The organism is Ruegeria sp. BG7 (assembly GCF_056535685.1).
In genome coordinates, this window is sequence record NZ_JBQFIU010000001.1 from 1035649 (window position 1) to 1062293 (window position 26645).

General features: G+C 54.1%; 25 protein-coding genes and 1 tRNA gene. 12 read left to right on the plus strand and 14 right to left on the minus strand.

What is annotated here, in order from left to right:
* Positions 1-24: 24 nt before the first annotated feature.
* Both ACR3EH_RS05105 and ACR3EH_RS05110 read right to left on the minus strand, forming a co-directional pair.
* On the minus strand, positions 25-309 hold the full coding sequence (locus ACR3EH_RS05105; protein WP_170416163.1) for a sll1863 family stress response protein: 285 nt from the start codon (positions 307-309) through the stop codon (positions 25-27).
* A 50-nt stretch (positions 310-359) separates the two neighbouring features.
* A complete protein-coding gene (locus tag ACR3EH_RS05110) occupies positions 360-860 on the minus strand; it encodes a Dps family protein (RefSeq protein WP_170416161.1) in 501 nt (166 codons plus the stop codon).
* Between the two features lie 211 nt (positions 861-1071).
* Between ACR3EH_RS05110 and ACR3EH_RS05115 the strand changes: the two genes are divergently transcribed.
* The 3 genes from ACR3EH_RS05115 (at position 1072) to ACR3EH_RS05125 (ending at position 5592) form a co-directional block, all read left to right on the plus strand.
* On the plus strand, positions 1072-1290 hold the full coding sequence (locus ACR3EH_RS05115) for a hypothetical protein (RefSeq protein WP_170429673.1): 219 nt from the start codon (positions 1072-1074) through the stop codon (positions 1288-1290).
* Positions 1291-1542: 252 nt separating this feature from the next.
* Positions 1543-2487 (plus strand): aldo/keto reductase, encoded by a 945-nt coding sequence (locus tag ACR3EH_RS05120; protein ID WP_171679257.1) that lies wholly within the window; start codon positions 1543-1545, stop codon positions 2485-2487.
* A gap of 366 nt (positions 2488-2853) precedes the next feature.
* On the plus strand, positions 2854-5592 hold the full coding sequence (locus ACR3EH_RS05125) for a cation-translocating P-type ATPase (protein WP_171676027.1): 2739 nt from the start codon (positions 2854-2856) through the stop codon (positions 5590-5592).
* A 245-nt stretch (positions 5593-5837) separates the two neighbouring features.
* Here the strand turns inward: ACR3EH_RS05125 and arcC are convergent, their stop codons facing one another.
* Genes arcC through ACR3EH_RS05150 form a run of 5 tightly spaced genes read right to left on the minus strand, consistent with a single transcriptional unit; the run spans position 5838 to position 11933 of the window.
* Positions 5838-6776, minus strand: a complete 939-nt coding sequence (gene arcC, locus ACR3EH_RS05130; protein WP_171676029.1) for a carbamate kinase — start codon at positions 6774-6776, stop codon at positions 5838-5840.
* Between the two features lie 3 nt (positions 6777-6779).
* Complete coding sequence (gene argF / locus ACR3EH_RS05135; protein ID WP_171676031.1) at positions 6780-7778, minus strand: ornithine carbamoyltransferase; 999 nt, start codon at positions 7776-7778, stop codon at positions 6780-6782.
* Between the two features lie 55 nt (positions 7779-7833).
* Positions 7834-9060, minus strand: coding sequence for an arginine deiminase (locus ACR3EH_RS05140; protein ID WP_171676032.1), 1227 nt, complete (start codon positions 9058-9060; stop codon positions 7834-7836).
* A complete protein-coding gene (locus ACR3EH_RS05145; protein ID WP_171676034.1) occupies positions 9057-10436 on the minus strand; it encodes an amino acid permease in 1380 nt (459 codons plus the stop codon). Before ACR3EH_RS05145 ends, ACR3EH_RS05140 begins: the two co-directional genes overlap by 4 nt.
* A gap of 9 nt (positions 10437-10445) precedes the next feature.
* Positions 10446-11933, minus strand: coding sequence for a YfcC family protein (locus ACR3EH_RS05150; protein ID WP_171676036.1), 1488 nt, complete (start codon positions 11931-11933; stop codon positions 10446-10448).
* A gap of 294 nt (positions 11934-12227) precedes the next feature.
* Here ACR3EH_RS05150 and ACR3EH_RS05155 point away from each other — a divergent pair, with 294 nt between their 5' ends.
* Complete coding sequence (locus tag ACR3EH_RS05155) at positions 12228-13031, plus strand: methyltransferase domain-containing protein (protein ID WP_171676038.1); 804 nt, start codon at positions 12228-12230, stop codon at positions 13029-13031.
* A gap of 133 nt (positions 13032-13164) precedes the next feature.
* On the opposite strand, the gene ACR3EH_RS05160 is transcribed toward ACR3EH_RS05155, so the two are convergent.
* Positions 13165-13620 (minus strand): DUF3291 domain-containing protein, encoded by a 456-nt coding sequence (locus ACR3EH_RS05160; RefSeq protein ID WP_171676040.1) that lies wholly within the window; start codon positions 13618-13620, stop codon positions 13165-13167.
* Positions 13621-13834: 214 nt separating this feature from the next.
* Here ACR3EH_RS05160 and ACR3EH_RS05165 point away from each other — a divergent pair, with 214 nt between their 5' ends.
* The 3 genes from ACR3EH_RS05165 to ACR3EH_RS05175 all read left to right on the plus strand — a co-directional run bounded on the left by ACR3EH_RS05165 (position 13835) and on the right by ACR3EH_RS05175 (position 17810).
* Positions 13835-14455 carry a class I SAM-dependent methyltransferase gene (locus ACR3EH_RS05165; protein WP_170791675.1) on the plus strand — a complete coding sequence of 207 codons (621 nt, stop codon included), beginning with the start codon at positions 13835-13837 and terminating at the stop codon, positions 14453-14455.
* A 204-nt stretch (positions 14456-14659) separates the two neighbouring features.
* Positions 14660-16369, plus strand: a complete 1710-nt coding sequence (locus tag ACR3EH_RS05170) for an adenylate/guanylate cyclase domain-containing protein (RefSeq protein ID WP_371810732.1) — start codon at positions 14660-14662, stop codon at positions 16367-16369.
* A gap of 406 nt (positions 16370-16775) precedes the next feature.
* Positions 16776-17810, plus strand: a complete 1035-nt coding sequence (locus ACR3EH_RS05175) for a hypothetical protein (RefSeq protein ID WP_171676044.1) — start codon at positions 16776-16778, stop codon at positions 17808-17810.
* Between the two features lie 174 nt (positions 17811-17984).
* Here ACR3EH_RS05175 and ACR3EH_RS05180 read toward each other — a convergent pair whose 3' ends face one another.
* The 4 genes from ACR3EH_RS05180 to ACR3EH_RS05195 form a co-directional block, all read right to left on the minus strand.
* Positions 17985-18440 carry a P27 family phage terminase small subunit gene (locus ACR3EH_RS05180; RefSeq protein ID WP_171676046.1) on the minus strand — a complete coding sequence of 152 codons (456 nt, stop codon included), beginning with the start codon at positions 18438-18440 and terminating at the stop codon, positions 17985-17987.
* A 601-nt stretch (positions 18441-19041) separates the two neighbouring features.
* Positions 19042-21411: a DUF3987 domain-containing protein gene (locus tag ACR3EH_RS05185; RefSeq protein WP_171676048.1), complete on the minus strand. Its 2370-nt coding sequence runs from the start codon at positions 21409-21411 to the stop codon at positions 19042-19044.
* Between the two features lie 509 nt (positions 21412-21920).
* Positions 21921-22006: transfer RNA gene (locus ACR3EH_RS05190), tRNA-Leu, on the minus strand.
* 168 nt (positions 22007-22174) lie between these two features.
* Entirely contained in the window at positions 22175-22441 is a 267-nt protein-coding gene (locus tag ACR3EH_RS05195; RefSeq protein ID WP_171177687.1) for a DUF2312 domain-containing protein, read from the minus strand.
* A 151-nt stretch (positions 22442-22592) separates the two neighbouring features.
* On the opposite strand from ACR3EH_RS05195, the gene ACR3EH_RS05200 reads away from it, so the two are divergent.
* Positions 22593-22811 carry a hypothetical protein gene (locus ACR3EH_RS05200; protein ID WP_050603376.1) on the plus strand — a complete coding sequence of 73 codons (219 nt, stop codon included), beginning with the start codon at positions 22593-22595 and terminating at the stop codon, positions 22809-22811.
* Positions 22812-22820: 9 nt separating this feature from the next.
* On the opposite strand, the gene ACR3EH_RS05205 is transcribed toward ACR3EH_RS05200, so the two are convergent.
* Positions 22821-23036, minus strand: a complete 216-nt coding sequence (locus ACR3EH_RS05205; protein ID WP_171093981.1) for a hypothetical protein — start codon at positions 23034-23036, stop codon at positions 22821-22823.
* A 244-nt stretch (positions 23037-23280) separates the two neighbouring features.
* Between ACR3EH_RS05205 and ACR3EH_RS05210 the strand changes: the two genes are divergently transcribed.
* From ACR3EH_RS05210 to ACR3EH_RS05225, 4 genes are read left to right on the plus strand one after another with little or no spacing between them, the layout of a single operon-like run.
* A complete protein-coding gene (locus ACR3EH_RS05210) occupies positions 23281-24144 on the plus strand; it encodes an MBL fold metallo-hydrolase (RefSeq protein ID WP_171093983.1) in 864 nt (287 codons plus the stop codon).
* 26 nt (positions 24145-24170) lie between these two features.
* Positions 24171-24599 (plus strand): YeeE/YedE family protein, encoded by a 429-nt coding sequence (locus ACR3EH_RS05215; RefSeq protein ID WP_171186725.1) that lies wholly within the window; start codon positions 24171-24173, stop codon positions 24597-24599.
* A complete protein-coding gene (locus tag ACR3EH_RS05220) occupies positions 24599-25030 on the plus strand; it encodes a DUF6691 family protein (RefSeq protein ID WP_171186727.1) in 432 nt (143 codons plus the stop codon). Before ACR3EH_RS05215 ends, ACR3EH_RS05220 begins: the two co-directional genes overlap by 1 nt.
* 9 nt (positions 25031-25039) lie before the next feature.
* Positions 25040-25471: a protein tyrosine phosphatase family protein gene (locus ACR3EH_RS05225; RefSeq protein WP_171186728.1), complete on the plus strand. Its 432-nt coding sequence runs from the start codon at positions 25040-25042 to the stop codon at positions 25469-25471.
* A gap of 10 nt (positions 25472-25481) precedes the next feature.
* Here ACR3EH_RS05225 and ACR3EH_RS05230 read toward each other — a convergent pair whose 3' ends face one another.
* The gene (locus ACR3EH_RS05230) at positions 25482-26585 is read right to left on the minus strand and encodes a FliM/FliN family flagellar motor C-terminal domain-containing protein (protein WP_171676050.1); all 1104 of its coding nucleotides are present in this window, start codon (positions 26583-26585) and stop codon (positions 25482-25484) included.
* Positions 26586-26645: the final 60 nt, after the last annotated feature.

Sequence of the window (26645 nt, forward strand, 5' to 3'; positions counted from 1 at the left end):
CGAGCTTTGTTCACAAACACAGCTCTACGAGAACCGGTCGGCTGCTTTTTTCAAAGCACTCTGCATATCGCTCCATGCAGCCTCGTAGCCCTTTTTGACATCTTCCCAGGCCTCGTCGCTAGTCGACTTCAAATCATTCAGTTGAGCCTCTGCGTCAGATCTTGCCTTGTAGAGCTTGCTGAGCTGCTCCTCGAGCTCGAGTTTGGCGTCCGCTTCGGCCACCTTCAGCTTGGCTTCGAGAACATCAATCTGGGCATTCCAACTATCCAGTTGCAGCTGTGCCTTTTTCTCGTACCCAACACGTGTCATCGTTTTTCCTTTCTTCGCAAACCTTGGTTCAAATCGAGGGGAGCCGCCAATTAGGCCGCAACAATTGCCTTGAGCATCCAGACAGCTTCCTCATGCTTCGCCATCCTGGCGTTCATCAGATCCTCTGTAGCTCCATCGCCATAACGGGCTGCGGTCGCGGCAGTCTCACGCAGGTTCCGAGCAATCGCTTCGTTGTCTGCGACCAATTGTTTGATCATGCCCTCTGCATCTTTAACCGTCTCTTCTTCGGTCAGCTTGGCTTGGCTAACCATGTCCGTGAACGAGATCGGTGCCACCTGACCCAACGCACGAACACGCTCGGCCAATTCATCCGCAGCTTCGAACAGGTCGCGATACTGACGCTCTGTTAGTTCATGGATCGGCAGGAATAGCGGGCCCACGACGTTCCAATGTGTGCCTTGTGTTTTCACCATCAGAACCATGGTATCGGCCAGTACTTCCGTCACCGCGTTGGCGATCCAGGCGTTTTTGTCGATGCCTGTGTCGTTCGTTTCTTCCTGAACTTCAGACTTCAAAACTTGCTGTATCATTTTCACTCCGTTTCGTTGCTTGTGGAGTAACACCTAAGAGTAACTCATAAAATTTCAAATAAAATCATATACTTAATATAGGTATCCGACACATCATGGGGCGCTTCATGATCCTGGGTATCCGGCACAACATGCCAAGATTGATGTAGACACGCAGGCCCATTGGCATACATGCTTGGAGTAACTGACGTAAGCTACTGAGGTCATGCCAGTGTCTGATCCAAATCGACCGCCAAAACGCACGGAAAAACTGCAACTGATGCTCGACCTCGAAGAGCTTAAAGCCATAGATGATTGGCGGTTCGAGAACAGACTGCCATCCAGAGCGGCCGCCATTCGAGAACTCATCCGTCGTGGTCTGATTTCCAATGAGTTTGAAGAACCACCAACTGACGCGCCTTCTGGTGAGTTTCGTGTTGTGGACGAGTGACAAGAACATCCATAGAGCATTCGACTAAAGCCCCGAGACGTTTCGCAGTGCCGCGCTCAGCTGGCTGTTAAGCAGAATTCAGTGAATGTCTGCATTGTGGACACTTCTACCATTCGCGAAAAAGCTTGGTGAATTTGAGGCTTGAACGATTGCGTTGAGACCAGAGAGTAACTCCAGCGACAAGCCTGACTTGCTTTCAATAAACTACTCGCGCAACATCTGTGAATGTCCTGAACCAACTGGGGGGGTGGCATGGCAGAGCTACGCGAAATTGGCAAGACTGGGATACGGGTTCCTCGCATCGGGTTTGGATCGACGGGGTTGGGAAGTATCCCGGAAATCTATGGGTATGAAGTTGAGGAAGACCGCGCGATTGATACAATTCGGGCAATTCTTTCGCAGCCAAATGCGTTCCTGGACACTTCCCGTTGCTATGCCATGGGACGAAGTGAAGAGCGCATAGGCAAAGTCATTCGTGAGCTTGGTGGTTGGCCGGAAGGGCGAGTGCTTTCCACCAAAATCGACCGGGACATGGAAACCGGTGCTTTTGATGGTTCTCAGGCACGTAGATCATTCGAGGAAAGTCTTACGGCCTTAAGCGTCGACAGCGTTGATATACTCCACGTCCATGATTTCGAATATGCAAGTGACCTATCTGAGGTCAAAGGGCGGGGTGGCGCGATTGAAGAGTTGTTCCGTATCAAGGAGGAAGGTCTGGCCAAGGCGGTCGGAATCGCGGCGGGACGTATCGACTTGATGATGCCAATTTTGGAGAGTTGGGATTTTGACGTGGTCCTAACACACAACAGGCATACTGTGGTAAACGATAACGCGGCACCTCTAATAAAACTCGCGAAATCACGAGGCGTTTCGATATTGAACGCGGCACCGTATTCCGGAGGTGCACTGGCCCGAGGCAGCGCGATCCATCGCTTTTATGTCTATCGACCTGCAGATGATGAAGTACTTGCGCCAATACGTGCTGTTGAAGAGGTATGCGGGCACTACGATGTCCCAGTCGGAGCGGTCGCGTTGCAATACTCTTTAAAAAACGACGACATTACTTCGACGGTTTGCGGAGTGACATGGCCTCAGCATGTTCAACAGGCAATGGAATGGGCAGAGTGGCCCATCCCTGAAGGCGTTTGGGACGACCTCGCCAAGCTCGGGAGTTCTTCGGAGAATCCTGAGGCTTAGAGTCGATTTTCGGAAAGGATACTGTTCTACCAATTGACCGCTTTGGGCTCCAAGCAGCCATTCGCTGCATACGATGTGAGCGACTGCTTTGCGGACATTGTGCCCTTGACAGGAAGAGCCTAAATGTCGGCTAACTGCGGTCTCCCTAGGCTGGGCGTATTCCATTCAATGGCGGATATCTGCTTTTCTGACCTTTCTCGATTTTGCAGATGACAGAGCTCCGTCGCTGCTGGTATCAGGATAAAGGCGTGCGCATCACAAATAGGAGAACCGTCAATGTACTGCGCAGGTTGGCTCATTGGCTGAGAATAGGCACTGGCACCCCAAGACTTATCCGGTCACGCAATTGCTCATTCGGAGTTGAGAATGTCAGGTTTCGCACAGACAACCCCATCGGTTCTTGGAAACGCGAACGCACCTTGGGTGTTGGACGGTAGAGCGGTCGCCGAAAACCTCGGCGTGAACCCTGAGACGGGATTGAATCCGGACGAGGTGGCCAAGCGGCTTTCAACACACGGTCCAAACCGCTTGGAAGAGACTGCAACAGTTCCGCCATGGAAGATGCTCCTGCGGCAATTCGCAAGCCCGCTGCTGATCATCCTGATAGCAGGTGCTCTTGTCTCGGCCTATACGGGGCATTGGGTTGATGCGATTGCGATATTCGCGATCGCCGTCTTTAACGCCTTCATATCCTTCTGGCAGGAATATAAGGCCGAGCAGTCCTTGGCAGCCCTGCGGGAGATGTCTGCACCGCAGGCCTTCGTGCGCCGCGGCCGCGAGATCGTCGAGGTACCGGCGGCGGATCTCGTGCCGGGCGATATTCTGCGAGTAAAAGCCGGTGACATTCTGGCCGCCGACATTCGCTTTGTCACCGCCAGCCGGATGCAGGTCGACGAGGCCGCGTTGACGGGAGAATCCGAACCGGTCGACAAACATGCCGATCCGATCGAGGACGAAGACGTCGTTTTGGCCGATCGTCTGAATATGGGCTTCATGAGCACGCAGGTCACTGGCGGCGCTGGTGAAGGCATTGTCGTGGGCACCGGAATGGAGACCGAGGTCGGTCACATCGCTGCCCTCATGTCCTCTGCGAAAGAGCCAAAGACCCCGCTGCAACTCAAGATCGAGGGCCTTTCCAAGGTGCTGATCATGGCGGCCCTGATCGTGGTCGCCATCGTGATCGGCATTGGCGTGGTCAATGGAATGGATGCGGCTGAGATGCTGAACACGGCAATCTCGCTGTCGGTCGCGGCGATCCCGGAGGGCCTGCCGACAGTAGTCACCATCGTTCTGACGCTGGGATCACAAAACATGGCTGCCAGCAACGCCTTGGCGCGACGGCTTTCCTCTGTAGAAACGCTCGGCGCGACCTCGGTGATCTGTTCAGACAAGACCGGCACACTCACGCAGAACCAAATGCAGGTGATGCAATGCTGGGCCGGTGGCAAGGACTGGGAAGTGACCGGCGAGGGGTTCGATCCGCATGGCGAGTTCCGTTCCGAAGACGGCAGCGTGGCCGAGATCGAGGCCGAAACGGATCTTCGGCAGATGCTGGCCGTCTCCGCCTATTGCAACGATGCGCGTATGGTCGAGGCTGACGGGCGCCCGGCGATCCAGGGCAACCCGACTGAGGGCGCTCTGGTCGTGGCCGCGGCCAAGGTCGGGATTTCCCGCGAGAAGTTGACAGAAGCGCGGGTCGAGGCGCTTCAGCAATTCCCCTTCGATTCAACGCGCAAGATGATGTCTGTCTTCGCTCGATTGCCGGATGGGCGCACTGTGCTCGGCGCCAAGGGGGCGCCTGATGTGATCCTGTCAAGGGCGAGCCATGTCCGCATGGCCGGGGAAACGCTTGAGATCTCCCCGGCTTTGCGGGAAGAGATCGAGGCGGTGATCGACAGTTTCGGCGAGAAGGCGCTCCGGACCCTCGCCGTGGCTTATCGGGAGGTGGCAGAAGAGGATCTGGACCATGCCGATCCCGAGCAGCGGATCGTACTGCTTGGCATTCACGGCATCATGGACCCGCCGCGCAGCGAAGTACCCATCGCCGTTTCGGAGGCAACCGGGGCCGGCATCCGAACGGTGATGATCACCGGCGACCACGCCGTGACCGCCCAAGCGATTGCGGAACAGATCGGTATTCGCACCAGCGACGCGCAGACGGTTCATACCGGGGTCGAGCTCGACCAGATGAGCGATCAGGATTTGAAAGAGATGGTGCAGCACGCGGCCGTCTTTGCCCGGGTGACCCCGGAGCACAAGCTGCGCATCGTCAATGCCATGCAGGAGAATGGCGAGGTGGCGGCAATGACCGGGGATGGCGTCAACGACGCGCCCGCTCTGCGAGCGGCGGATATTGGTGTCGCCATGGGCATCACCGGCACGCAGGTCGCCAAGGACAGCGCTGCCCTCGTGCTGCTCGATGACAATTTCTCCACCATCGTGACGGCAGTCCGCGAAGGCCGGCGCATCTTCGACAATCTGTTGAAATTCATTCGGCAGGCGCTCACCGCCAACGTGGCCGAGGTCTCAACGATCCTGTTCGCCTTCCTACTGATGGGGGCAGACCCACTCCTGCCGATCACACCGCTGATGATCCTCTGGGTGAATCTTGTATCGGATGGGCTACCGGCTCTGACACTCGGCTTCGAGAAAGCGGAACCCGACCTGATGCAGCGCCCACCGCGCCCGCGCGACGATAATTTGTTCGGCGGCGGAATGAAGGAGCGGATCCTGATCCGGGGAACGCTGCTCGGCCTGCTGACCTTTTATGTCTTCCAGGAGTTTCTCGAACGAGGCGCCTCCTTGGAACACGCCCAGACAGCAGCCTTCATGACACTGATCTTTGCCCAGATCTGGCATATTTTCGACGCCCGAACGACCTCCACGCTCTACCGCAAGTCGCCGCTCGGCAACCGCACCTTGCTTGGAGCGGTGAGCATTTCCATATTGCTGTCTCTCCTCGCCATTTATACCGGCGCTGGACATTTCGTGCTTGGAACAGTTTCCCTGCCTCTGTCGCATTTGCTCGGAGTGTTCTTCATCGCCGCACTGCCCACGCTTCTGTTGTCTGCGCTGAAGGAAATGTTCGGAATAATATGGCTCTGACGCTACCTTTGCTTAGAACGGCACTGAAGGTGCTAGAATGGACATCCTGAAGCACCCATTCGTTGTCAACTTCTTGGCAGAGGGTCTGCATCGTGCCTGGCCAGCATTCTGCCCACAAGAATGTCAGAGGAAGTTAAATTTTATGACCTGATAACCCATACGCACAATCTAGTGACGCGCAGCGCGCAGTGTCGACCTCGGTGTCCCATAGAAGGCTTTGTACAGGCGTTCCAGGCAATAGCAACCTAGTGAAACTGTGTTTCCCCCGCCTCCAGCGATACGGTTGTCCCTTTTTCACCGCGAACGGCTGCAGGAACATCGGCTAGGGCGCAAATGATCGCGCGACCGCCCGAGGATCGCACAAAGTCCTGGGCGGCCTGCACCTTGGGACCCATTGATCCAGCGGGGAAGTCGTACTCATCCAACGCGTCGGGGGTGATCGACCGAATGCCTTTTTGGTCAGGCGTTCCCCAGTTCTGGAAAACGGCCGCAGCATCCGTGGCGATGACAAAGAAATCTGCGCCAAGATTCTGCGCCAGAAGGCAAGAGGCAAAGTCCTTGTCGATGACGGCTTCGACCCCGACCAGTTTCCGTTCGGCGCCTGCCTCGTACATCGTCGGGATGCCGCCTCCGCCAGCAGCGATCACGGTCGCGCCCTTTTCCAGGATCCAACGGATCGGTTCGACCTGAAAGATACGTTTCGGGCGGGGCGATGGCACAACGCGTCGCCAGTACTCGCCATCCGGTTTCACCGTCCAGCCCTTGTCAGCCGCCTCTTTCTTGGCGTCCGCTTCGGAATAAACCTGCCCGATGAACTTGGTCGGGTTGTCGAAGGCCGGGTCGCTCGGATCGACCTCGATCATGGTCAAGAGGGTGGCGATGTGATGCTCAAAAGGCAGGATGTTACCAAGCTCCTGCTCGATCATGTAGCCGATCATGCCCATCGTTTCGCCGACCAAAACGTCCAGCGGGTATTCTTCGACATCCGTATACATAATCTCTTGCAGGGCCAGCATCCCGACCTGCGGGCCATTGCCATGAGTGATGACGGTTTCGTGCGCTTCGCAGAGCGGGGCGAGGGCTTCGGCGGCAATCTTCGCGTTCTTGCGCTGATTGTCCGCCGTCATCGCCTCACCCCGTTTTAGAAGCGCGTTGCCGCCAAGTGCTACAACAACGCGTCCCATGGTTCAGGCTCCCAATGTGGCGACGAGGATCGCCTTGATCGTGTGCATCCGGTTTTCGGCTTGCTCGAACGCGATGTTCATATCACTTTCGAACACTTCCTCGGTCACTTCCATCTCGGTGATGCCAAACTGTTCGTGAATGTCCTGACCGACCTTGGTCTCCAGGTTGTGGAAGGCGGGCAGGCAGTGCATGAACTTGACGGATGGATTCCCGGTTTTCTTCATCAGATCCATGTTGACCTGATAAGGGCTCAGCAGCTTGATCCGCTCGGCCCAGACTTCTTTAGGCTCGCCCATCGACACCCAGACATCGGTATGAATGAAGTCCGCGCCCTCTACGGCCGAGGTATCGTCGGTGATGGTCACACGTGCGCCGGTCTTTTCAGCCCGCTCCATCGCCAATTCGCGCACATCGTCATGGGGCTGGGTTTCCTTTGGCGAGATCATTCGGACATCGCAGCCCATAATCGCGCCCAGCATCAGCAGTGAGTTGCCCATGTTCGACCGGCAATCGCCCGAGTAGGCATAAACGATGTCCTTGCGGGGCTTGTCGGCGTGCTCAATCATGGTTTGCATATCCGCGAGCATCTGGGTCGGATGCCAATCGTCCGTCAGACCGTTGTAAATCGGGACACCTGCATATTCTGACAACGTCTCGACCATATCCTGACCCGCGCCGCGGAATTCGATCCCGTCGAACATGCGACCCAATACGCGGGCTGTGTCTTTCATCGACTCCTTATGCCCGATCTGGGACCCCGATGGATCGAGATAGGTGATATTCGCACCCTGATCGTAGGCGGCCACTTCAAAGGCGCAACGAGTTCGCGTCGAAGTTTTCTCGAAGATCAGGCAAATATTCTTTCCGGTCAAAGACGGTTGTTCTGCACGGGCGTATTTCGCGCGTTTCAGGTCGCGGGCCAGATCCAGCAGGTACAGCATTTCACGCTGGCTGAAATCGGCAATTTTCAGATAGCTACGGCCTTTGAGATTGAATGCCATTTTGTCTCTCCCTAACAAAAATCAGCGGGCGCAGGGTGCTGCACCCATGGTAAATTCAATAGGCGGGGTCGCGGTCGATCGGGCAGGTCATGCAGTGGCCACCGCCGCGACCACGCCCCAGTTCCTGACCCGAGATTTCGATCACCTCGACGCCGGCTGCGCGCATCTTGCCATTCGTAAACGTGTTGCGCGCATAACCGACGACCACACCGGGCGAGAGAGCCACGACGTTATTGCCGTCATCCCACTGTTCGCGCTCGGCCTGGAACTCGTTGCCACCGGTCGAGATGACCTCCAGCGAGTTCAGCCCCAGGGCTTCTTTGTAGACGTCGAAAAGGTGCCCTTTTTCCACGTGGATATCCAAGTCCCCGCGGTCACCCGGGCGGATCGAGATACAGGTGATCTGGTCCGCGACTTCCGAGAATGCAGTGACCTTGTCGTGGTCAAGACAAGTGAACACCGTATCCAGATGCATGGCCGCGCGGCTTTTGGGCATCGCACAGGCGACGACACGCTCGGCACCGCCTTTCCTGAACAATGCTTCCGCTACCTGTGCGACGGCCTGCCGGGTTGTGCGTTCGCCCATTCCAATGAAGACAGTGCCGTTTCCCACCGGCTGAACGTCGCCACCCTCGACCGAGGCGAGGCCGAAATCGTCGTCGCTATCGCCCCACCAGAACTCGAACTCGGCGTCCTTGAACATCTTATGGTGGCGATACACCGTACGCATGATCAGGGTTTCTGGCTTACGAGCAGGCCAGAACATCGGGTTCGTCGTCACGCCATCGAAAATCCAGCAGGAGGGGTCGCGCTGGAACTGCGCGTTGGGGATGGCGGGCAGGATGAAGTCGCCCAGAGAAACCAGATCACCGAACTGTTCGTCGATCATACCCTTGGGCAGGTCTGCAAAGATGATGCCGCCAAGCATATGGCGAGCAAGCAGCTTGGCATCCATCTCGTCCAACCAGGCACGCATTTCTACGGAAAAGCCCAGGCCGACCATGTTGGGCGTGATCAGACGGTCCAGCAGGAAGGCGCGTGCTGCGGCGTCGTCTGCGATAGCTTGGGCGAGCAGATCCTGAATATCGTAGACCTCGACCCCGCGTTCCCGCATCAGGGAACAGAATTCTGCGTGGTCCTTGCGGGCCTGCTCGACCCAGATCACGTCATCGAACAAAAGCTCTTCGCAGTTTCGTGGTGTCAGACGATCATGCGCCAGTGAAGGGCGCGAGACGATCACCTTGTTGAGCTTTCCGATCTCGGAATGAACACCGAGCTTCATTGCAACTCTCCTTTCGAACTATCCGTTTTCTGAATGTCTTCAATATCATTGGCCTGACTCCAGCGGACCCAGACATGGATTGGCACGCCCATAAGCAACAGGACGGAGCCAACCAAAACGGTTTCAGCGCCTGAGCCGATGAAGGCCCAGACCGAATAAATGAACCCAAGCGCGCCCAGCACGATGACCTTGGCCAATTCCGGGCCGTGCAGGACCTGCCCGCCTTTCAGCCGGATCATAATCTCCGCCACAGAGCAGATGGCATAGGGCAACAGGCTGGCGACAACGGCGAGCAAAATGACAAAGTTGAAAGCTGCGACCAGCCCTTGCGCATAGTTCATGATAATCAAAACCGAGGCCAACGCGTTCGATAGGATTAACGCATTAGCAGGCGTTCCAAATTTGGATTTTTGGCCCAAGGCTGCAGGGAAGACGCGATCCAAAGCGGCACCGTAAGGGACCTGGCCACTGAGCAGTGTGAAGCCGTTTAAAGTGCCAAAGGTCGAAATCACCGCGCCCACAGCAACAAGAACGCCGCCAACGGGACCAAACATCACCTCACCGACGGCAGCCAGAGGTGCGGCGGAAACAGCAAGCAGCTCGGCAGGAATGACGCCCATCGAAACGGCGGTTACCGAAATATAGACGCTTGCGGCGATAATCACGCCGATCACGGTGGCGCGCGGGATGGTCTTTTCCGGTTCGATAACATCGCCAGAGGGAACCGTTGCAGATTCAAGGCCCAGGTAGGCCCAAAGCGTCAGAGCAGCCGCGGTAGAAATCGCCGTGAACGCCGTGGTGCCACTTTGGTTGACCGGTACATAGTTGTCGGCGTTGATCCAGAAGATACCCAATGTGCCAATCAATATTAGCGGCGCGAGTTTGAGCACGGTGGTCACGATCTGAACCAAACCAGCGCCTTCAACCCCTCGGATGTTGACCAGGGTGAGCGTCCAAATCGCGACCAACGCGGTCGATAAGCCGTACATTGGCACTTCGATGATAATCGGGAAGAGGAATCCCAGATATCCCACCAACGCGACAGCGACTGCGGCGTTCCCGGTCCAAAGTGCGATCCAATACCCCCAAGCAATTATGAAGCCTGCAAAGTCTCCGAATGCTTCTTGCGAATAGGCATAGGGACCACCGGGTTTCGAAACGACGCGTGACAGCCTTCCGAATATGATCGCAAGAACAAGCGCCCCTGCCGAAGTCAGGATCCACCCACCGATTGCAATTGGCCCGAACGGTGCAAGTGACGCTGGTAGAAGGAACACTCCCGACCCGATCATGTTTCCGACAACCAAAGCGATACAGGCCGTCAGCCCTAGCGCACCCGATGTCGAAGTCGTCTCTGGAGCGGAGCGATCGGTCATTGCTACGGCTCAGTTCGATGTTGTGTCTGAAGTCTCGGTTGTGGGCCCGTCGATCCCCGGATCAGTTATGGCCCCAACGGTAAGTGCGGCGCAGATGATCACGGCCAGAATTACGAGCAGCGGGAAAACAAAACGTAGCCACCGGTCATAGGAGACACGGCCAATGGCTAGCCCACCCATGACGACGGCAAATGTCGGGTTGAACAGGTTCACCCATCCGTTTGCTGACTGGTACGCTGTAACCACAAGATCACGACCGACGCCTGCAAAGTCTGCCAGTGGCGCCATGATCGGCATCGAAAGCGTGGCCAGCCCAGACGAGGACGGCACCAGGAATGACATCAAGATCTGAATGCCAAACATCGCGTTGATAAAGGCGAACTCGCTCAGCCCCGAGACAAACCCCTCAGCTCCGGCGAGGATTGTGTCAGTGATTTTGCCCGCGTCCATAATCACGACCACGCCGCGCGCGACGCCAATGATCAGGGCCACGCCCAGCAAATCGCGCGCTCCGTCGACGAAGGTTTCCACAAAAGTCCCTTCGTCCATTCTAGACCCTTCATCCGTTTTCCCGACCCACCAAACGATGATGGCCATCACCAGGAAGAGACCGGACATTTCCGCCATCCACCACCCCAGCGCGACAACACCATAGATCATAATGGCGAAGGTAATCCCGAAAAGAACAAGAATGATCGAACGCGTCTTGGTCATCTCGGGGAACGTATCATTGCCTTCCGAACCCTTTAGGAAATGCGCCCGGTTTTCCTCGGCCTGATCGGCCACCACGGACAATGACGGGTCGGCTTTCACGCGTGATGCGTATCGCATGACGAATGCGATGCCTGCAGCTAGACAAAGGACAAGGATAATGAACCTCAGAACGATCCCGTTCGTGAACGGAATACCCGCACCTTGCGAGGCAACAACTGTCGCAAATGCGTTGAAGGTTGAGCCCAGGGTCCCAATGCCTGCGCCCAGCATGATCACCGCGACCCCGGTCAACGAGTCGTACCCTGCCCGAATAAAGACCGGAATGATCAGAGCGTAGAACGCCAGGGATTCTTCGGCCATGCCATAGCTTGTCCCACCAAAGGCAAAGGCGATCATCAGTATCGGGATCATCAGGATTTCCCGCCCGGCCAACCTGTGCAGCAACCAACCAATACCGGCGTCGATAGCTCCTGTCTTGGTGACAACCATCAGGAAACCGCCGATGACTAAAACAAACAAAGCGACATCAATTGCCGCGCTTGACGAACTTCCCAGAAGCCCGGGATCATACATACCTGCAATCGGGGCAAGGATGACCGCCGTAAGTCCTTGGGGGTTCGGCTCGACTTCGTGGTAGGTGCCCGGGACAGGCGCTTCGCTGCCCAGAGCTTCGTTCATCTGACGGTCGTACTCACCGGCCGGAATAACCCATGTAAGGGCCGCCACGACGGCAATCAAAATGAACAGAATGGTAAAGGCGGTAGGAAATTTGAACTTGGACATATGAAACTCGCGCTGGGTGAAGCTGAGAAACTGAGCAGTCAAATATTTGAATATTTATGCCTCAACTTAATACTAAGTCGGCGACTTGTCACTTTCGTAAAACGTGAGGTTGTCGAACACATTGGACAATGTCTGCCATGGGCTCGGTATCTCCATTCGCTGCATACGATGTGAGCGACTGCTTTGCGGACATAGCCGCTGTTTGATCGACTTGCCCAAATGTCTGCTTTTTTTGATTTCGAGGCGGAGTAAGATTAGCGTACTGCCGCATGATGTGTTTCGAGGAGCGAAGCTATGTCTGATCCATATTCTAATCTAGGAGCGCAAGATCCTGCGATTCAAGAACGGATTGCAGCAGCGATGGAAGCCCGCTGTCTTGAGCCTGCACAGGTAGCAATCCGCAGAGCTTATCTGAATGATTTAGAGCTACCGAGCAATGCAAGTGCGTTGGAATTGGGGTCCGGCACTGGCCATGTAACTAAAGACCTGTTGGACCTTGCTGGCGCATCAACCGCGCACGGGCTCGAACCCTCGCCGATTATGGTGGCCCGGGCAAGAAAGAGCTTTGGCGATGATACGCGTCTCAATTTCGAAATCGGCGACGCCAAGAAAACCGGTTTTGAAGACGCATCATTCGACCTTGTTTTGATGCACACCTTGCTCTGCCATGTGCCTGACCCCGAAGACGTAGTTCAGGAAGCATTCCGCATCCTGAAGCCGGGCGGTGTGTTGGCAGTCTGTGACGGCGACTACGACACCGCGACGGCGCAGATTGCAGATTTTGACCCGCTCGATCAGCTCATCCGTTTCATGATTAATCAAAACGTCACCAATCTTTGGATAATGCGACAAATCTCCGGCATGCTTGCCAAGACTGGTTTTCAACTTGGGGCGCGCAGGGGGCATGGATACGTCGCCGAAGGAGAGGCGACATATTTCCTGACTGTTATTGACCGAGGCGCGGATCGCATGGTCGAAGAGCGTTTACTATTCCCTGAAACAGCGGAGGCACTGAAGACAGAGGCAAGACGTCGGGTGTCCGAAAAGACCTTCTTCGGCTTTATGTCTTATGTGAGCCAGATTTCGACAAAGCCTTAGGAAACTAAGCAATCTCGTAGCCCGGACATTCCTTTGCCGCGCAGCATCGGTCACTCAGGGCTCAGAGCGGACATCTGACAACTTCGGTCGGCCATCACAGGTCTCCCATTGTGCTTTAGGTCAGCTTTGCGGACTAAGCTGACATGCTTTTTCCTGTGGCAAAATCATAAGCGTTGGGGCTTGGTCCCTCAGATCTTAGCTGGAGCAGCTTGGCTTTTCCCTCGGTAAGGCTTGGAATATGGCCTCGCTCGATTGGCCAAATAACATAACTAGGCTGATTCACATGCTCAAACCATTCAGTTCGGCGATCAATGAATTGAGCGTGGACAGTCTTGTGAACAAAATGATCAAAGTCCTGGTAACTTTCCCATGTGGACAATGTTGCTAGTGCTACTTCGGGCCGACCAAACAATGCCCCGGTATTGTTTTCAGGTAGGCCGTAGCCTTCTCCTTGCAGCCTCCAGATAAATCCTTTTGAACGATCGGCCAATGCGTTCACGCGATCAGAATTGTCTTCGAACCCTGCGATCCGGGGATCACCATGTGGGTGGAGTAAATACCCCATGTTCATCTGAGCAATATGTCCCACGCAAGCTCTCCTCGTTAATTTGCTTGAAATTTAGCAAGCCGCTCCTGACCAGACTAACGCATTAGATTTAAATTGTTCAAGGCAAATCCTGAGTCCGCTGTGGGCTCAAAGCAGTCTTTCGTCGCGTAATGCATCAATGACCGCTGTGCGGGACATTGCAGTCATTGACCTAAAGTTACATGATCACCACCTGACGGGATCAAGTGGAGACACCATGGCAGACGAGAGAGTGAGCCACTGGGAGGAGGTCTACCGCGAGAAAGACGATACCCAGCTGAGTTGGCATCAGGATGATCCCTCGATCTCGTTGGAGCTCTGCGACGTGGTCGGCGTCGATAATGCCTCTTCTGTGATAGACATAGGCGGAGGCACTTCACGCTTCGCAGAACGCCTGATCGAAAGAGGACTGAGCGACGTTTCTGTGCTCGATGTATCCAAAGCTGCGCTTGATCGATCTCGTGGACAACTTGGCGCCGTAGGCGAGCAGATTGAATGGATCGCAGCCGATGTCACAACCTGGAGCCCGGAGAGAAGCTATGATCTATGGCACGATCGCGCCGTATTTCATTTCCTTGTCGATGAGGACGACCGTTCCGCCTACCGGGACCAGTTGTACCGCTGCCTTCTCCCAGGTAGCCATGCGATTATCGCAACGTTTGCACTCGATGGTCCGAAGAAGTGCAGCGGTTTGCCAATCGTTCGCTATGATCCAGAGGGGCTATGCGAGGTATTAGGCGATCGTATTTCCCTGGTCACGCATCGGAAGCACACACACCATACTCCTTGGGGAAGCTCTCAGTCCTTCCAATTCAGCTTGTTACGCGTGGGCCAGTAGCGCTGCTGTTGCGCTGCTAATGCGCTTCGGCACGACTGTGACATCCAATGGCCTTGCTCATGCCTTCGCTGCAACTTTACTCATCCGGCGGCCGTCTTGCGGGCGAAGTCGCCCTTCGGTTTCTTTCCAAGCCTGCGCATGATAATCTTTGATAATTACACTTTGCTCGGAGGAGGATGACCTCTGAAACGCAGGCTGACCGCCATACTAGCAGCCGATCTGGTTGGGTATTCCCGCCTTATGAACTCGGATCAAAGCGGAACGCTCAGCGCGTTGCGAGAGTTTCGATCTGGGCTTTTTGACCCTTCTGTAGTCGCGCATCGCGGCAATTTAGTGAAATGCATGGGGGATGGTTGGATAGTCGAGTTTCCATCAGTCTCTGACGCTGTGACCTGTGCTGTCGCCATTCAGAACTCTTTGGCCAGCCAGAATACACTGAAGTTGAGAATTGGGATACACACAGGTGAAGTCGTTTTCGAGGAGGATGATGTATTTGGTAACGGCGTTAACGTCGCCGCTCGTTTGGAAGCGCTTGCCGAAGCCGGGCAGGTTCTCATCTCCGGCTCCGCCTATGAATGCCTGGACAGCAAAACGGCTTGCGCGTTCCAAGGCGGAGAAAACCGTGAGCTTAAGAACATTGATCGACCGGTGCCTGTCTGGTGGTGGGGGGACGCCGAGTCTGTAGGTCCGCTTTTTGATTCTGAACCGCCCGGGTCCCCTGACGGAACTGCGATCGCCGTATTACCATTTGACAACATTTCAGGCGACCCTGAACAGGAATATTTTTCGGACGGGTTGTCCGAAGACATAATTACGGCTCTGTCGAAACACCACTGGCTCGAGGTCGTCGCGCGCAACACGACCTTTGCCTACAAGGGAAAATCCCCGAATGTTCGGCAGCTCGCCGATGACTTGGACGCCGACTACGTTGTCGAAGGCTCGGTCAGAAAAGCGGGTGCGCGCATTCGAGTCACGGTTCAGCTGATTGACGCATCGACTGGCAACCACGTGTGGGCGGAAAAATATGACCGTCAGTTGGAAGACATCTTCGATGTTCAGGACGAGATCACGGAAACAATTGTTGGCAGACTGGAGCCCGAGGTCGGAAATGCGATCCGGCGCAAGTTAGAAGATACGCCGCGCCGAAACCCCCATGCCTGGGACTGCTATCATCTTGGGCTTGCGCACTTTTACAAGTTTACTGCCGTAAGCAACCGTGAAGCTCAGAGGTTGTTTCTCCAAAGCCGCGAACTGGACCCCAGTTTTCCCGAGGCACACGCCTGGTGGGCCTATGCCACGATTCTCGGGATGGTGTATTGGGACACGGAACCGGATTCTGCCCTTATGGACGAAGCGCTGGCTGCCGCACGCACCGCCGTTTCAATGGATAACCAGAATGCGCTGCTCTACATGCTGATGGGCAGAGTCCAACTGGCCCGCCGGGAATACCGCAGCGCGCTGGCTGAGAATGAAACTGCAATCAAATTGAACCCGACGCTGGCTCCAGCATATTGCGGATTGGGAGACTCACTTTCCTATGAGGGACGATACGAAGAGGCGATTGCCAATTTCGAGAAAGCCGTGGAGATGAGCCCTAACCATCCACAGCTTTGGGCCTTTCTGAGCTATGGCGCGCTGACTCTGCTTTTCGATCACCAGTTCGAGAAAGCTCTGGACTGGGCAGAGCGGGCTCGCGATGTGCCAAATTGCCAATACTGGGCCACTGCGCATGCAGTCGTGGCGCTTGCCAATCTCGGGCGGGACAAAGATCTGGCGAAGATGGTGCATAACCTAATGGTGGAAGAGCCGAAATTCTCGCGGTCATTCGCAAAAAATAAGCTGTTCTATCTGAAGCGGGACGATCAAATGGAACTTTACCTTGCAGGGCTTGCAAAGGCAGGTATCCCGGCCTGATTTTTCCTGTGATCGGCCCTTGCTTTGCCGCTTGTCTTGAATGCTTGCGTCAGGTCAAGCCGAATGACCGCAAAGGGCTCAGAGCAGCCGTTTGCTGGGCTCTGTTTGAGTGACCGCTACGCGGACGAAGCAGCCGTTCGATTTAACCGCTTTATCCAATTGCCTAAAAAATGAAAGTCTTCGGCTGACGTAGCCCAAGGGTATCATCTCAGCTCGACTGGAACTTTAGGTGTGCGGTGTATAAGTTTGCTGGATGGTATCGAGTTCATCTGAAGTAGATCAGGGCAATTGTTTTGCAGTCGGCGCATCCGGTAAAATAGTTGAAATCGGCGAGGTTGACCCGAGGGACAGATATGCACTTGGCCCGTTCAAATGCATAGAATGCGGCTGTGTGATGGTGCCTCACATGGGCCGCGTACGCGCGCATCACTTCAAGCATCATGGTCCGCGAACGCCTGCCTGTGCGGACGAGACCTACTTGCACTTTGTGGCGAAAACGAAGCTATACGAGACTATCCGCAACGCGATGGCGACAGGGACGCCGTACAAGATCGAATTCACGCGCCCTTTGGTTTGCGACCGATATGAACGTGAGTTTGGTCATACCTGCCGTTCCGAGAGCGAGATCGAAACGTGGGACATCACTCGTTCATTCGACAAGGTCGAACTAGAAACGCCCTACGCCGAGTTTATCCCCGATGTATTACTGTCGAGCAGCAGACATGAAGAGGTGCTCTTCTTGGAAATCAAGGTCACTCACGGTTGCGAGGAAGAAAAGATAAATAGCGGTGTTCGGATCATCGAAGTCGTGATTTTTGAGAAAAAGGACATTTGCCGGTTGCAAAAGGGTATTTCTCTTAATGACGAGTACACACTTTCCTACGGTCTAAGGGACGTCGAACCTAGGGAGATACGGTGCCAAAAGCCCTGCGACGCGACCGGGATCGCCTTTGTTGCGTTTGAGAGCGGCAAGACCATAGTAAAATCCGCTCGGTTTGAAGAACTGAGGAAAATGAAATCTTGGCCCGCCACAAAGTTCTTCAAATACATCGGTTTGGACAATGGTTATATTCCCATAGATTTCATCCAGGTCTACTTTGAGAACAGTGTTGAAGCCCGGTTTGAGAAAAGCATTGACGTGCGGTCGTGCCTGCTTTGCCGCAAAGGCGGTTTGGGTAAGCACCAAAAGCCGATCTTCTGCTTTGAGCAAGGCATCGAAACTGAAATCAATGCGGCGTATGACTGTAAGTTTTATAGGCCCGTAACCGACGCAGAAGAAGCCCGTCGTCGGTTTGAGCGAAGCGTTCGTTATTTGGAGCAAGGCAGCTTAAACTGGCGTTCGCGCTCAAGCAACTTTGATTGGCTTTCAAACCCGATCAACCGTCAGTGGCGACCTGAATGGTGGGCGTCTGACGACGAAACTGAGCTGGTGGAAGACTAGAGAAAAGATTTAGCGCCTTCGGGAGTTTCGCGGACGACTTCTTCGGGGCTCGACGCGGTCACTCGCCGAGCTTTCTTGAATGACCGCATTCGGTCAATTACCGGGTAACAATTTAAGTCGAAAGCAAAATTCGCGGACGGTTGCATGGAGCGTGGCACACTAAAAAAACGACATTCAGCTTGTTGGTTTTGGTCCAAGAGCTAAAAGGCCATGGGCGTCAACAGTTTGGGTTTCTTGGACGGCTCTGTTTTTGTTGTCGGCCAAAGTCAGTTTAGCGTTATCTTCATAAATATTTAGTCGAAGTGATGTCGCTAGAGATTGCAGCTGCTTAACCAACTGCAACTGGGCTTGAACCAAGGGATGAACTTTCGCGCTTCCGGAATTGGTGACCGTGGTAAAACCTGATCGTGCAAGCAAAGCAGACACAACATCCAATTGGTGCACAATGCGTGCGTACTGAACACAAAGATTGATGATGTTGCGTTTGCCTCTGTAGCGGTAGGGAATTTGAAGTTGAACCCGAGCATACTCTTCGTAAACAGGGCTAGGAAGCGGTCTCCCTGCTTCAAAAACCGTATTGGCGTTTGAACGTTCCTCTTTATCATCGCTAAAACCAAAGACATTACTCATCTAGTTTTACCCTTTCCTCAGTTGTTTAAGTGGAAACTGATACGAGCACAGTTGGCGAGCTGAAGTGGTCGCTGCTCGAGACTGCTTTCGGCTGTGATATTTCGGTTTTCACTTACAAATCTATGGAGGCACGGTCAGCAGGCTGTGTTGGGGTTTTTTTGTCCCTCCCCCCTACCGAGGCATTTATCAAGCTGTGTGAGTTAGGTTTCCATTTGTTACGTTACCGTCCCACACCAAACAGCATCGGCTCAACGAAAAAAAGTTGATGGCTGCAAGCGCAACTTTCCACCTATTTCATCAAGCACAGTTGCTTAGTTCTTTGGTGCAAACAGGCGGTCGGTAATTCAGTAAAGTTCGGTAGGTTAAATTACCGAACCCATCACCTACCTTAACCCTTTGTTTACACACACATATTATGTAGAGTGTGTGTGTTATTCGGTAATTCGGTAACTTTCTAAGTATTTCCCTGTTGAGTGTTTGTTTTTGTGTTTATTAGGGGGGGTTACCGAACTACCGACCAACAAAATATTCGTGTTATTTACACAATAAAAACAACAAGTTAAAGTTCGATAGATGGGTTTACCGAACACCTACCGAACATCTACAATAGTTCCGCGTCTATTAGATACACATCACCTTTTGATTTAAGAACGAAGTCACCATCACTACCTTGAACTGGAGGTTTCTCGTTTGGTTTGTATACCGTGATTATACCAGCCGAGATTAGATCTTTTATTGCACTCAACAGGAAACGCTTCTCCGGGAACCGTTTTGTCTTACCAACGTTTGCCTTCTGCCGTAGATATTCAAAAGGTAGGATGTGCGGCACGTCTTTGTAACGTCCAAAATGGTGTCCCGTTCTCGGGTGCTGTTTCTTACGCGTCCATTCCCGAATTTTGGTTTTCAAGAACTCAATACGTTCGTCGTCATTAACATTGCCGCCGATGCTACCAGTATCCACCATGTGCTTGACATTGGTTATACTTGCATCCGCGATCTCTGACGCCCATTCCAAATCCCTGGAGTGAACAATCGGGTTTTCAGGGTCACGGCACACCGCCGCAATTGTTGATATTTTGACGACGTGTTGCATGTACCGTTTGATGCAGGCGGCAAGTAACAAGTCATCACGAGATTGTCGTTGCCACTGATCCGTATTGGTTCTCTTCTCATTGAACCAAATGCGCGCTTCCGGTGTGATGCCGACTTTACGTGGTTTACCTGTTTGCTCAATTTGTTTGGCAACTTTGAACAGGTGTTCTACGTGTTCCACGGCATAGTATTCTACTTCCTGATCGTTGTAGATTGGATCTGCATCCGGGTTTGCTGGAACAAAGTAAATATATCTGGATGTGGTACCGTCCGCGAAGTTCTCGGGGTCCACCTTTTCGAAGTCAGTCGGTGTTGCTTCCCCAATTATGGACAGACACGGACGCTCCACCGCACCAACACTTTTGTCCTGATCCCGGACTTCGTGGGCGTCTATACGTCCACCCAATCTAGACTCGGTGTACGCGATGGTTTGAAACGCCATTATTTCACTCTGGTATCTGTTACCACCACGTGACAAGGCGTGCTTAATTACTTTGCCGAACTCATGTAACCAGAGAACCATGGACGGGTTCTTTTGCAGACGAGATTGGAATTGTTGTTTGGAACCGAACTGAGGTGACATCCTGTCATCCAGACCATAGATCAGTTCCTGACCCGTTGCGTTCATCCGTTTTGACGCTTCATAGATGACGTCCCGGGCGGGACCAATGGCGGTATCCTTCCCAAATCCGGAAGGTGCCACCACGGACACATATACGTTGATCCCGTCATTACGATTAAACGTTACGTACGCCCCACCAATCACCGCCGCGATATGTGCCAAGGACGTTGCCAGTGCCGCCTCTGGAAACCGGAGGTAAGCGTTGTAACAACAATGATTGTAGAGGGCAGTAAGAGCACCATACTCGGCAGGCACAGTTAGATCGGTCGGTACCACAACGGGCGTTTCCTCTTGTTGTTGGTTGAGTTTTTCTACTGCCGCCCGTGTTTCTTTTAGTCGTTCCTCTAGTTCCTGTTGCCGCTGGTGAACGTTACTCCACGCAAATGCAAGAGTGCGATCCACGTAACTTTGACCACGCCGCCCCGTTTCTTTCTTCGCAATACGATCCGGGGTCCAATGCGCACCGCGTTCAAATATGATCCTGGATTTTTGGACGTCACTTGTGTGGTACAGGATCAACTCGGCAATCTGGGCGTCTACGTCACTACGGTTACAGTTTGCAGGGTACCCGTGTTGCCACGCCTGTTGACCTTCTGTGTTTCCACCTGCTGCCAACATCTTTTCTATGATCGCCTCTACCGACCGAATATCCTCAACGGATGGCAGGTCTACCAGCGCCGTTTGTTCCGGCATGGCGGCAACGATCTGTGCGATTGTCTCATCGGTATCCGGGGCAAGGTCCAAACCATTACTAACCCCGGTCATGATTATGAAACGGTCCCGGTCATAAATTTCGGTACCAACATCATCTTTGCGCCGACCTCCTTGGACCAAACTACCGTCAAAGAAAATGTGATGACCTGTACCGGATTGACTGGTCTCCACGTAGGTCTTGTCCCAATATTTGGAGACCAGTTCATTATGAGCCTCGGCAATCTTTGGATCGTTAGCCTTGTTGTCTAGGTCCAAGACAGTTGAATTCAGATCCTCGTGTAAGATTGGACCAAGCACATTGTATTTCCAACCGTCCACGACTTGCCCAACACATTGTTCAAAAGTTGCCCATGTGCTTGGGTCTGTTACGTCAATTGGTTTGTTGGTTATTGGATGAAACGGGCGTTTGTGATCTGGATGTTTTGGGTCGGGATAAATCTTTGCAACCGCCCAACAAGTTGAATTCCTAAGTTTTGCCGGAATGGTTTTTAGGGTGTCAAACTTTTGATCTTCTGTCAGGGACAGGAAACGTTTCGGGTTCATCGGTCATGCTCCCCAAGGTGGCACGTCCACCCAATTGTCATCTTGTGTTTGCTTTGGTTCCGGCCTCGGTTCCGTCTGTCTGGTTCTCGGTTGCCATTCTTGGGACACGAATGCGCCATCCCCGATGTGTTCTACAGACCCATCAGGGTATTCCACGACTTTCACCACGGACGGGTTTAGAGACCGCTCAAAGTCGGTTGGTGGTCTTAGACGAAATTTCCGGTGGTTACTTATGTTCACGTTTCGTTCCCCTTTTCTGTTGAGGGACAAACCGAAACTGGGTAAACTTTGTTTATACCTCGTCGGTGTGTCCTTTCTAAGACGACAGGTTTCTAAGGTTCGGGGGATGCGACCCCCGGACCTTTACTTTTTCAGTGTAACCAACGGTTTAATGACGTCTCAAGGGGGTAAAATACCCCTCAAGTACCTGTTTTTATAGGCACTCTAGACTTCTGGGGGTTTCAATGGGGGTTCGTGACCCCATAAGATGTTAAATTTAAATAAGATTTTGGTGCGGGCGGTGGGACTCGAACCCACACGGGCATACGCCCTTCAGATTTTAAGTCTGATATGTCTACCATTCCATCACGCCCGCACGGCGCGGCCCATTTGGGCTATGCAGTTTCCTTACAATCACTACAGGACGAGAACAATGCGCTTTGATGCAGATGAGGTCGGAAATATGGTCGGCGGTCCAATCCCAAGCCATACTCGCCCTTTGGCCTGACAAGGGAGAGGCACCGCCCCTCCTTGCCGGAAGGTCTCACATACCAAGTGCTTCTTTGTACATCTCCAACACGGCCTCTTCTTCGGCAATGTCGTCCTTGTCACGCTTGCGCAGCGCGATCACTTTGCGCATGACCTTGGTGTCGTAGCCCCGGGCTTTGGCTTCGGCCATGACTTCTTTCTGCTGTTCGGCCAGGTCCTTTTTCTCGGCATCCAGACGTTCGAACCGTTCGATGAACTGGCGCAGCTCGCCTGCGGTCACGCGGTAATTGGCGGCGGCCTGATCTTCGGTGATGTCTTCCATATGCGTCTCTCCCAAAGGCTGAAAATCTGATGCAAGATGCCGGATACAGTGCTGTAGCCCGGGTCGCAAGCACCCAATCCTCAGACGCACTTGTGCCACCTGATCCGATCCGTTAAGCGCGGGGTCAGTTCACGATGAGATGTGGGGAACCATGTTTGAATTCATCACGTGGGGCGGAGCAGCCCTGTCCCTTGCCGGGCTTTGCGGTCTTGTCTGGTGTATTCTTCGCGTGATGAAAGCGCGCAAGGCCGGTTTGTCGGATGACGAATTGCGTGCGGTTGTTCAGGGCGTACTGCCCTGGAACCTGGCCTCTTTGTTCTTGTCGGTTATTGGATTGATGATGGTCATCCTCGGGATATCCTTCGGATGACCGCCTAGGTCAGATCGGCAGGTTATCGAACTGCGCTTCCATCGCGTCTTCGCACAAAGCCGCATCCAGTCGCCGCAATCGCGACGGCACGTGCATACCCTGCTGTCGCATTCGATCAACAACCTTGCTCACACTCGGTTGCAGCGCCAATCGCGTGTCCAGACACGCGCCTTGAAGCTTTTGTTCAAGCTGTTCTGCTTCGGAATACAGATTAGTTGCTGTCATAACCATCCTCCCAAGTGTTGCCAGTATCCCTCATATAGGTAACGGGAATAAGACCCGCAGATGTTAACCTGAATATGTGCGGGTTTTTGCCTGACGTAATCGTAATTTCGGCAATTCGGCGCAGATGGGTTAAAGTTTAAGCCATTTTAATCGAACCTGCCTTGACGGGCATCAAATTCAGATTGGCAGTTGTGTCACATTCCGAAATACATATATGAATTAAGCAACCGAAATGGAGGACAATATGACGCCCGCAGTGAAAGCGTTTTTCGACGATCAAACCTTTACGGTGTCTTACGTCGTCTACGAACCACAAGGGCGCGCCTGCGCCATTATCGACAGCGTTTTGGATTTTGATCACGCCTCGGGTCGAACAACGACCGCTTCGGCTGATCAGATCATCGACTATGTGCGCAGTCACGACCTTAGGGTTGAATGGATTCTGGAAAGCCACGTTCACGCCGATCATCTGTCTGCGGCCCCCTATCTGCAACAGGAACTGGGCGGCAAAATCGGGATTGGTGCTCAGATCGTCACCGTTCAGGACACGTTCGGCAAGGTTTTCAACGAAGGAACCGAGTTCCAGCGCGATGGCAGCCAGTTCGACGCGTTGTTTTCGGAAGGCGACAGTTTCCACATCGGCCAGATGCGCGGAGACGTGCTGCACACCCCAGGTCACACACCTGCCTGCCTGACCTATGTGATCGGCGACGCAGCTTTTGTTGGAGACACGCTGTTCATGCCCGATTTCGGAACGGCACGATGCGATTTCCCCGGCGGCTCCTCGGCGACCCTCTACGCGTCGATCCAGAAAATTCTGACCCTGCCAGATGAGACGCGAATCTACGTGGGCCACGACTACAAGGCCCCAGGCCGCGACGAATACGCGTGGGAAACGACGGTGGGCGAGCAAAAGGCCCTGAACGTCCATATCGGACAAGGCCGCAGCATCGAAGAGTTTGTGGAAATGCGCGACGCACGCGATGCGACACTGGCTATGCCGCGCCTGATTTTGCCGTCCTTGCAGGTCAATATGCGCGCAGGACAGATGCCGCCTGCAGATGAGGAAGGTGATGTCTTTCTGAAACTGCCGATCAACAAACTCTGACACGGGTAAACAAAGGGATAAACCTCATGAATATAGAGTGGGTCATGGGCCTGTTCGGCGGTTTACTGATTGGTCTGGGCGGGGCTGTTTATCTGCTTGGCAACGGTCGGATCATGGGCGCAAGCGGCATCCTGGGCGGCCTTGTTGATGGCAGCGCCCGCGATACGATGGCCGAGAAGTTGGCCTTTGTTGCTGGCCTGATCGGTACGCCGTTTCTATTGCGCCCGCTGATTGCGCCCGAAGTTCAGACACATCTTACCAGCAACTTGATCCTTGTCGTCATCGCCGGGTTGCTGGTTGGCGTTGGCACACGTATCGCCAATGGCTGCACGTCTGGTCACGGGGTTTGCGGCATTTCCCGGTTTTCACTGCGCGGGATCGTGGCCACCGTCTTTTATATTCTAGCCGGGGGCGTGACCCTGGTTTTCTTGCGTCACTTGTGGGGCCTGATCTGATGCGCCATTTCATTGCTTTACTTGCCGGATCACTTTTCGGTGCCGGATTGTTGATTTCGGGCATGACCGATACGACAAAGGTTCAAGGGTGGCTGGATGTTTTCGGCAACTGGGACCCGACTTTGGCCTTCGTGATGGGTGGAGCGATTTTGCCTATGCTGATCGCATGGCGTTTGACAGCAGGACGCAAGTCTTTGACCGGGAACGCATTTCCGCCAGCTGCAAAACCCGAAGTAGACCGAAAGTTGGTCGTAGGATCAGTACTGTTTGGAATGGGTTGGGGGCTGGTTGGTCTTTGCCCCGGACCAGCGATGGCGTCGTTGAGTTACGGAGGGCTTGGCGGTGTGGTCTTTCTGATTTCGATGGCGGCAGGCATGTTCGTTGCCCCAACATTTGGCGCGCAACTGGACAGAGCGGCAAACGCGGCCTAAGGAATTGGCATGGAGATTCGACCCATCACCCCCCGCTATGCCGTATCGCCGCAGATCACAGTTGAGGATGTGCCTGCAATAGCCGCTGCCGGCTTTGTGAAGGTGATCTGCAACCGCCCCAATGTCGAGGTCCCGCCCGTGATGCAATCCGATGCAATCGGCGATGCCGTGCGTGCTGCGGGCATGGAATATGAGGTGCTGGAGCTGACGCATCAGACGATGACACCCGAGAACGTGAAACTGCAACGTGAGATGGCAGAGAGATGCGGCGGACCGGTCTTGGCCTACTGTGCGTCGGGCACGCGATGTTCCGTTGTTTGGGCTTTGGGGCAATGCGACCAAATGAGTACAGATGAAATCCTGAACGCAACGACAAATGCAGGATATCAGTTGGAAAATTTGCGCCCTGCTTTGGACAGTCTTCGCACCAAAATGGGTTAAACACTCTGCGTTACGAGCTGCCGTTCTCTGGTTCGGGTGTATTCAGCCCGGCCAGTTGAGAGATTTCGGCCACCATCCGATCAGAGTCGTCCAGGATCAGATCTTCTGAAAGGCTCCCCTCAAAGTCCGTCATGGGCACCGGGGGTGTGATTTCTACCACGTTGGCCATTGGTTCGTCCAAACTGTCCTGCGGGTGAATCCCTCCGCGGCTTTCAATAAACTCCTGGGCTTCAGTTCCGCTTAGCGCTGGTAGCGCAGCATGTTCGTTCAAGCGTACAGCGCGCAACCCTCCGCACTGGCCCAAGCGACCAACACCTGCCCGCGTGCGTTCGATCGTCAGGATCTCGGTTCGGTCCAAACGCGCCCCACGCAGGGGCAGGATGTCGCCAATTTGCATAGCGGTCAGCATAGACAACGGCACGGTCATCCGACACAAAGCCGCGTTCAAATCGGCCTTCACCACACCCGAGGAATGCTCAAGTCGCGGACCTGAATGATCCGATGCCTCATCAGCTATGTCAGACACGATTGGGGATTCTGGCACAAAGACCGAGATATGCCCTTGCTTTATCCCATTGGCCAAATCGACGGTCAGATCAAAGACCCGATATGCTTCATCTGTCAGAGCCAGCGACAGTTCCCGAAGGTTCGCAGCGCGCGATGCATACTCATGACCAACAAGGCAAACCTGTTCTGCTGTCGGGTCAATCAGACCGGCGGATCGGGTCAGAGCAGCTTCGATCAGAAGCGCAGACATGGCGGCGTCCGTGTCTGTAAATGCACGAGGAGCCGGATCGTCCTGCAAGACCTCTCCAATCGTTTGGGGTTGAACGATGGCAGACACCAGATGCGGGTCAAGGCAAGCCGCCAAACGCCCCCCAGGCCCGTCAAATACCAGCAACAGCCAATCCGGACCAATCGCTTCGACCAGATCCTCGGCAGAGCGGCTGGATTGCTTAGCCCCAATTATTGCAAGCGATAGATTCACGCGGTCGTTTGCGGCCCGCGCAAACCCCAGACGCAGCGCCCGCAGAACCGAGCGCGGACGGTCACCCAGATCTTTCTGACCAACGGTCAGTTTCCGCGCCAAGGCGGCATTGACGGTTTCTGACATGACGCCGATCACCAATTGTTCCAGCAACTGGTAATAGGTTTACATCGCCGAACGTTACAA